This is a genomic window from Bacillus sp. JJ1609, from assembly GCF_036967045.1.
GTDB lineage: Bacteria > Bacillota > Bacilli > Bacillales > Cytobacillaceae > Mesobacillus.
Window position 1 is genome coordinate 58,978 of the sequence record NZ_JBALSS010000024.1, and the last position, 7,942, is coordinate 66,919.

The 7,942-nt window shown below is 41.6% G+C and carries 7 protein-coding genes and 1 other annotated feature; all 7 genes read right to left on the reverse strand.

All coding sequences use genetic code 11. From position 1 onward, the window contains the following. Positions 1-423: 423 nt before the first annotated feature. The 7 genes from rplT to V7654_RS16700 all read right to left on the reverse strand — a co-directional run bounded on the left by rplT (position 424) and on the right by V7654_RS16700 (position 7,894). Positions 424-783 carry a 50S ribosomal protein L20 gene (gene rplT / locus V7654_RS16670; RefSeq protein ID WP_207500453.1) on the reverse strand — a complete coding sequence of 120 codons (360 nt, stop codon included), beginning with the start codon at positions 781-783 and terminating at the stop codon, positions 424-426. Positions 784-818: 35 nt separating this feature from the next. Continuing rightward, positions 819-1,019 carry a 50S ribosomal protein L35 gene (gene rpmI / locus V7654_RS16675; protein ID WP_207500454.1) on the reverse strand — a complete coding sequence of 67 codons (201 nt, stop codon included), beginning with the start codon at positions 1,017-1,019 and terminating at the stop codon, positions 819-821. A 17-nt stretch (positions 1,020-1,036) separates the two neighbouring features. Next, on the reverse strand, positions 1,037-1,558 hold the full coding sequence (gene infC, locus V7654_RS16680; protein ID WP_335432020.1) for a translation initiation factor IF-3: 522 nt from the start codon (positions 1,556-1,558) through the stop codon (positions 1,037-1,039). 112 nt (positions 1,559-1,670) lie between these two features. Continuing rightward, positions 1,671-1,796, reverse strand: a sequence feature (ribosomal protein L20 leader region). A gap of 449 nt (positions 1,797-2,245) precedes the next feature. Then, positions 2,246-4,177: a threonine--tRNA ligase gene (gene thrS / locus V7654_RS16685; RefSeq protein ID WP_335431778.1), complete on the reverse strand. Its 1,932-nt coding sequence runs from the start codon at positions 4,175-4,177 to the stop codon at positions 2,246-2,248. A 363-nt stretch (positions 4,178-4,540) separates the two neighbouring features. Next, positions 4,541-5,416, reverse strand: coding sequence for a sporulation protein YtxC (ytxC, locus tag V7654_RS16690; RefSeq protein WP_335431780.1), 876 nt, complete (start codon positions 5,414-5,416; stop codon positions 4,541-4,543). 127 nt (positions 5,417-5,543) lie between these two features. Further along, positions 5,544-6,476 (reverse strand): primosomal protein DnaI, encoded by a 933-nt coding sequence (gene dnaI, locus V7654_RS16695; RefSeq protein ID WP_335431781.1) that lies wholly within the window; start codon positions 6,474-6,476, stop codon positions 5,544-5,546. A 5-nt stretch (positions 6,477-6,481) separates the two neighbouring features. Then, positions 6,482-7,894 carry a replication initiation and membrane attachment family protein gene (locus V7654_RS16700; protein ID WP_335431783.1) on the reverse strand — a complete coding sequence of 471 codons (1,413 nt, stop codon included), beginning with the start codon at positions 7,892-7,894 and terminating at the stop codon, positions 6,482-6,484. Between the last annotated feature and the right edge of the window lie 48 nt (positions 7,895-7,942).

Below are 7,942 nucleotides of genomic sequence, written 5' to 3' on the forward strand. Positions count from 1 at the left end.
TCACGTCTATTGCAACATCATAGAAGTGATTTTTCCTCTTTCAGTGTTCTTATAAACACCTATTGAACCATTACAAATTCAATTAACTACCATTAATTGTTCCAATTACAACCTTGTTAACTAATAGACTCCTTTTTTCTATATTGAAATGCTCTTGTCAACTATTAATTGTTCTGGTAACCCCACCGATAACAACTCATCACTGTTTTTCTCCCTCAATGGTTCTGATAACCCCTCTCATAACTACTCAGCGCCATTTTTTCAATTGATTGTTATCGCCGCACTGATACCAAATCGGCACTCTGATTCTTGAAATGCATAAGAGTTCTTAGCAATATACCATAATACCTTTTACAACTCAAAAACAGCTCAAAAACAAGAAAAAACCATCCTCAAATGAGAATGGTTGATCTTATAAGTGTATTACTTGTTGAATTGGCTTTTTGCTGTTTCAGCTAATTGAGCGAATGCGTTAGCATCGCTTACTGCTAGTTCAGCAAGCATCTTGCGGTTTACTTCGATACCAGCAAGCTTTAAGCCGTGCATTAAACGGCTGTATGAAAGACCGTTCATGCGAGCTGCTGCGTTGATACGAGCAATCCAAAGTTTGCGGAAGTCGCGCTTTTTCTGGCGACGGTCGCGGAATGCATACATTAGAGATTTCATAACCTGCTGGTTAGCAACTTTGTATAATGTATGTTTTGAACCGTAATAACCTTTTGCTAATTTGATGACTTTTTTACGACGCTTGCGCGTAACTGTACCGCCTTTTACACGTGGCATGTAATTTCCCTCCTATATAAATCGATCGCTCGAATTTACTTAATGTTGTCCAACATATGACGAATGCGTTTGAAATCGCCTTTAGAAACGATTGCAGATTTGCGAAGCTTACGCTTAGCTTTTGTAGACTTGTTAGCAAATAAATGGCTTGTGTAAGCGTGTGAACGCTTAAGCTTGCCAGATCCAGTTTTCTTGAAACGCTTGGCAGTGCCGCGGTGAGTTTTCATTTTTGGCATTGGGGACTTCCTCCTCGTTACTTGTCTGTTTTAGGTGCTAAAACTAGGAACATGCTGCGTCCATCCATTTTTGGATGAGATTCGATCGTCGCTACTTCCTTGCAAGCTTCAGAAAAGCGATCTAATACACGCTGGCCGATTTCCTTATGAGTTATAGCACGTCCTTTAAAACGAATTGATGCTTTAACCTTATCGCCTTTTTCCAAGAACTTGATAGCATTGCGAAGCTTTGTGTTAAAGTCATGCTCATCAATTGTTGGGCTAAGACGTACTTCTTTAGTTGTGATGATCTTTTGGTTCTTACGTGCTTCTTTGTCTTTCTTTTGCTGTTCGAATTTGAATTTTCCGTAGTCCATGATACGGCCTACAGGAGGTTTCGCATTCGGTGCAACAAGTACAAGATCAAGATTAACGCGCGCTGCGATTTCTAGCGCCTCAGTTTTGGTTTTAATTCCTAATTGCTCGCCGTTTTGATCGATAAGACGAATTTCGCGAGCACGGATTCCCTCGTTTAGTAACATCGCGTCTTTGCTAATAATTAGCCACCTCCAGGGTTTTATCGAATACATTGTCCAGGAGAAGAAGTACATTGCCAGGCAGAGCCTGTCATCTTGCTCACACAATGACATACGATATGTCCAATTTTATTTTGCAATAAAAAAAGCGCAGGCGACAACACCCACACTTACGAAAACAAAATAATTAGACGTTTACGTATTACCTGCCAACAGCATTGAGCGTCAGCCAGGTGAGAAGCGGGTGCTTCTTCTTTCCTAAAACTAGTATTCAGTTCACTTTTGCTAATATAACACAAAGAAAAAGATGTGTCAAACGATTACTACTTGCGTTAACTGCAACGTAGAGTATTGTATCAAATAGAAATACAGCCTGCAATACTTTTTATTAAAAAATAATTTAGGTCCTCTAAAAACCCAATTTTTTTTGGTATAATTTTTTTAAATTACTGATAGGAAAGCTGGTGTGTTTTTGCTAGTAGCAATCATTGTTACAGGTGTGATCACTGGCCTTTTAGCAGGCAGTGCCTTAAAATTTTTCAGGACAGGCTATGGCTTTTCAAATGATATCGACAATAAGCCATCGCTGCTCAAATCGTGCAGATACTGCGGCCAGAAAATCCAGCGGAATTACAAAAAAAACCTCTGCCCATCTTGTCTAAAACCTCTAGAATAAGAAATGAGAGAAGCCCAGACGGCTTCTCTCATTTTTTATTTCTTCGCTTCTTTCCTGAATAATTCAAGGAACTGATCGAAAGAAACAGTTTCTGATTTTTGTTCACCGTATTTACGAACATTAACTGCCTTATCTGATACCTCATTATCACCGACAACGAGCATATAAGGAATCTTCTGCATTTGTGCTTCACGGATTTTATAGCCGATTTTCTCGTCACGGCCGTCAATTTCAACACGGAATCCTTCTGCTTTAAGCTTTTCCTGGATATCTCGAGCATAGTCATAATGTACAGCTGGAGAAACTGGAATGACTTGTGCCTGGACTGGAGCAAGCCAAGTTGGGAATGCTCCCTTGTACTCCTCGATCAGGAAGGCAACGAATCTTTCCATAGTTGATACAACACCGCGGTGAATAACAACTGGACGATGGTGTTTGCCATCTTCTCCAATATAAGTTAAATCGAAGCGCTCAGGAAGCAAGAAATCAAGCTGGACAGTTGAAAGTGTTTCCTCTTTGCCAAGCGCAGTCTTGACCTGGATATCAAGCTTAGGGCCGTAGAATGCCGCTTCGCCTTCAGCCTCGAAATAATCAAGACCCATCTCATCCATCGCTTCTTTTAACATCGATTGAGCTTTTTCCCACATTTGGTCGTCATCGAAATATTTTTCCTTATCCTCAGGGTCGCGGTAAGAAAGACGGAAAGAGTAATCGTTCATGTCAAAATCCTTGTATACTTCAAGGACAAGCTGGACTACTCGTTTGAACTCTTCCTTGATCTGGTCTGGACGAACAAAGATATGAGCATCATTAAGAGTCATCCCGCGAACACGCTGCAAACCTGCTAGCGCGCCTGACATTTCATAACGGTGCATTGTTCCTAGCTCAGCAATCCTTATTGGAAGCTCTCTGTAGCTATGGATGCTGTTTTTGTACACCATCATGTGGTGCGGACAGTTCATTGGCCTTAATACGAGCTGTTCGTTTTCCATTTCCATGACCGGGAACATGTTTTCCTGATAGTGATCCCAGTGTCCAGAAGTTTTATATAAATCAACACTTCCCATTACTGGAGTGTAGACATGGTCATATCCAAGGCTAACCTCTTTATCGACAATGTAACGCTCGATGATGCGGCGGATTGTCGCACCTTTTGGAAGCCAAAGCGGAAGTCCCTGGCCAACCTTTTGTGAGTTTGTAAATAAGTTAAGTTCTTTACCAAGTTTGCGGTGATCACGCTCTTTTGCTTCTTCAAGAAGTCTTAAATGTTCTTTAAGATCTTCCTTTTTGAAGAAAGCTGTACCGTATATGCGTTGCAGCATCTTGTTGTCGCTGTCTCCGCGCCAATAGGCACCAGCAATGCTGAGTAATTTGATTTCCTTCAGCTTTCCTGTTGAAGGAACATGCACGCCGCGGCAAAGATCAACAAAATCTCCCTGCTCATAAAGAGTCACTTTTTCATCGGCCGGAATCGCTTCAATCAACTCAAGCTTGTATTCATCGCCGATTTCCTTGAAAAATTGTACAGCTTCTTCACGGCTTACCTCTTTACGAACAATATCAATATTTTCATTGATGATCTTGTTCATTTCTTTTTCAATCGCCGGCAAATCTTCCGGAGTCAATGATTCTTCCATATCAATATCGTAGTAGAAGCCGCCTTCAATTACTGGTCCTACCCCGAGTTTAACATTTTTATAAAGACGCTTTATTGCCTGTGCCATTAAATGCGCTGAACTGTGACGCAGAATTTCAAGAGCTTCAGGATGATCAGCAGTAACGATTTCAATTGATGCATCCTCCTCGATTGGTCTGCGGAGATCATACGGGTTACCATTCACCATACCGGCAATGGCTTTCTTCTTAAGGCCCGGGCTGATTGAGCTAGCAATGTCTTCAGTTGTTGTTCCTGCCGGAAACTCCTTTACTGCTCCATCTGGAAACGATATTTTTAACATGTCTGCCATTGGCTTTTCCTCCTTATTAGAAATAGCGCAAAACTTGCGCAAAAATAAAAAAAACCCGTCCCTGAAACAGGGACGAGTTTGATTACACGTGGTTCCACCCAATTTTACATTCCTGCTTTAAAAAAAAGCGACAGAATGACTCTGGTTGAGATAACGGCAGCTGCCGCCAGTCAATACTTGCCTAATGGCGTTCATAACTGGAGTTCAAAGGTGGTAAGCACTCTTTAAGTGTTAGGAAGTTTTCAGCCTTGCCTTCCCTCTCTGGAAACCTTTCAAGAAAGCCCATGTCCTCATCATCACAATGACTTGATTCATTTAGTATGTACGTAATTATAGTTTGTAATGTTTTGAAAATCAAGTGGGCTAACGTATATTTTCACTGTCCTCGCTTAAAAAATTTTCTTTATCCAAACAAAAAGTAGAAATGGGGCTAATTTTCACACGCTCTTCAAAAATATTAATGATCGTACGCACCAAGGGCTGCTGTGCATCGTCTGTGTATAAGTAGATGTTTTTTGGAGCAATCGATAATAGAGGAGCAATCGTGCCAGAGTCTACATAGACTGGATGATTGACAAGCAATTTACGATCAATCGCTTTGAAAAGTTCGCTCCTCTTCATTTCAATAAAATACTGGTCGTAAAACGACATATTTTCATCAATAACGAGGTACAAATGTGCCAGCTGCGGTTTTCGGTCAACAAGAAAGCTCCTTAGTGTATGGACGAATACCTGATATTCCTGTTCCATTTTATACTCATCAATCGCAATCTCTACCCACTGAGAGAGCTGTTCCACATAAGCCTTCAATCTGAACTTCACAAACGAATCAAAAGAGAAAGAGATTTCCTCATTAAAAATTTCATTCACAGCCTTTTCAATGAGACCATTTTCTTCGACCCCTTCCATAAATGGGGCTAGCTCCTCTCGGTCACCTTCGAGAACAGAATAAATAATTTCAATGATTTGGTCCTGCTCTTCAACTTCAGTAAATAGATAAGATTCCGCCAGTATGGTCCTGAACCATTCCTCTCGTTTCGTCAAGATGATGAAATCGTAAAAACTCCTTTTTAGGTCCTGAAGCATTCCATCTATATATAATTGAGTGGGTATTTGCACTCTATTTCGATCTTCATTTAGAAGAATTGAATCCGTTTCCGGCCAAGAAGCAAGCCTGGCAATTAAATGCTGATACAAACTCCAGGCATCCTGCTTTTTTTGGAAGATGATTTCAATCAACCATATCCCCCCTTTATAAATAATCCCTGATTATATATATGGGGAACTTGGACAATTTAGAAGTATTCTGGTGCCGGTTTATCAATGCAAAAAAAATAATGCCACAGCTATAGGCTGTGGCATTTTATTATATTCTTCGATTTTTCCCTTCCACTTTAACAGGGTCAGCAAGATACTTTATTCGTTCCATGATTCTAGCTGCTTTCAACTGCTCTTCTTCTCCCCGCTGGCTGTGTGTCAGGTGATGCTCAAGCCCTTTCAGGTCGAAATTCGAGGTAAAGAAGGTTGGCAGGTTCTCAAGCATGCGGAATTGGAGAATAGTCCCGAGGATTTCATCGCGTGCCCAGCTGCTCATTGTTTCGGCGCCGATATCATCGAGCATGAGTACATTCGCTTTTTTAATCGCTTCAAGCTTGTCATTTACGGTATGGTCACCGATTGCATTTTTCATTTCACGGAAAAACTCAGGAACGTAGACGATTAGTGAACTGACCTGTTTCTGTGCAAGTTCATTTGCTATCGCTCCAAGGAGATATGACTTTCCGGTACCAAAGGAGCCATGCAGGAACAAACCTTTTTGCTTTTGGCCAGGTTCATAGTTTTCAACGAAATCCTTTGCCATTTTTATCGCTTTGAATCTTCCCTGGTCATCAAGTTCAATATCACCGAATGACGCCTTTAAAATTTCCTTTGGTACGAAAATGCTATTGATCAACTGCGCATGCTTTTGCCGTTCATCATGCATGATTTTTTTCTTGCAGCGGTCATATTTTATGTCAATATAATTCCCTTTTATAAAAAGCTCGGGTTCATATCCCTGTATCATGTTTTTGCAGGCTGCAAGTGTTGGGCAGTCTCCGCATTCCTTGCTTTGGGTAGTGAACTCATACAGTTTGGACATACTCCGGTCGAGCATCTCACGAGTTACTTTTTCCGCGTTTTCTTCAAGGAATTGCTTTACATGCTTATCCTGCATCACCTTTTGCTTGATCGCTTCATAGCGTGTCTGGAAGTTTTGGTTATTCGCCAGCTTCTTTAACGTTTCATTAATACTTTCCACCTGAGTCACCTCCCAGATTTAAATTTCTTAAGTTCTTCTTCTAGCTTTTTCTTCTCTATTTCATAGTCATGATCATTATCCGTCGCACCGGCTTGCTGATTCTGTTCACCTTCATGCTTTTTCTCAAACCAATCAGGCAAAACTTCCTTGCGGACAGGTTTACGCTTACCCTGAGAAGCAGGAGCCTTTTTGCCCTCCGCCCATTCAAGATATTGGCGGTGTTCATTTTTTGCTAGCTGCATCGCTTCTTGTACGGTTGATATTTTCTTCCGCGACCAGTGGCTCGCTATTTTTTCGATGTATCCCTTTGCCAGCTTTTTATCCGTCTTGAGCATAACATAATCAACTAAAACATTCACCACTCCTGGCAGCAGTTTCTGGTTGAACATGACTTCTTCAATGATCTGCAAATCAGATTTCGACGGTTCCGCGCCTCCAGAATAATCAATCAGAAGCTGGCGTGGGGAAATCCTTTCAAAATAGAGGATCAATTCCTCTTCCTTCGTTTTCGGCTTTGCGATGCCTGCTTTATGTTGAGCAGGCTGAACCCGGTCAAGCAGCGCCGGAAGCTGATCCTGATATTCAAATTGATACCAATCCCGTGCTGCCTTGCGCAATTCATCGATATCAATTTCATTTTCCGCATTGACTGCACTCAGAACAATATTTTTCATTTTAAGAGCATCTATTCCGTACAGGAAGGCAAGGTTGCTGATTGCCTCCTTCACTTTCGTGGTAAAAGCCTTTTTGGGAATGAGCGACTCTTTCAGCCCGCCTAAAAGCAAATCGAAGTTGAATTCACCAGGATCTATCTGGATTTTAGCTGCTTCTGCCCGGCCTATAAAAGCATTACCATCCTCAGCCTGAAGGTCGACCGCGTAATCAGGATTATTCTTAAGTGCTTCAGGCGGCACTGATAGAAAAACGTCCTGAAACGCTTTGGTGATTTCCGCATATCCAGGTTCAGCTGCAATAGACTTATCACTAAAAAATCGCTTCAGTCGCAAGAACTGATTCTTGCCCACCTTGCGATATAGATAAACATTTAACATCCCATCGAGGAAAAACTGCTCCGGAGTGAGCGGAGGCTGCAATTCATAAATAAAGGAACGTCCATCCTCCCCATTTTTAACAAAAGTCTTAAGCAGCCCCATCCCTTCAAGCTTCTGCCGTGCATGGTAGATGTCCTTCAGGTTCATATCCATAATGCTCATTAAGTTATGATGCGTTACAGACTCCGACCATAGGCGGTTTTCTTCAAGTTCGGCCCATAGAGTCATGAAAAGACTTAAGCACTCTGGCCCGATCAAAGGCTGATATAAGAAGGTTAAAACCTTGCGATCATAATCATGCAACAGGCCGCCAGATGTGACGATATACTGGTCTACAGGCAAAGTTTCCTGCCAATGCTGCGCCATCCAAATCCCTCCTCCGAAACATGTTCAATAGAAAAGCGCAAGCGCCTT

Excerpts from the sequence above, each read along its gene's own strand:
- rpmI (WP_207500454.1), bottom strand. The coding sequence starts at position 1,019 with ATGCCAAAAATGAAAACTCACCGCGGCACTGCCAAGCGTTTCAAGAAA.
- thrS (WP_335431778.1), bottom strand. The coding sequence starts at position 4,177 with ATGGCAGACATGTTAAAAATATCGTTTCCAGATGGAGCAGTAAAGGAG.
- V7654_RS16700 (WP_335431783.1), bottom strand. The coding sequence starts at position 7,894 with ATGGCGCAGCATTGGCAGGAAACTTTGCCTGTAGACCAGTATATCGTC.
- rplT (WP_207500453.1), bottom strand. The coding sequence starts at position 783 with ATGCCACGTGTAAAAGGCGGTACAGTTACGCGCAAGCGTCGTAAAAAA.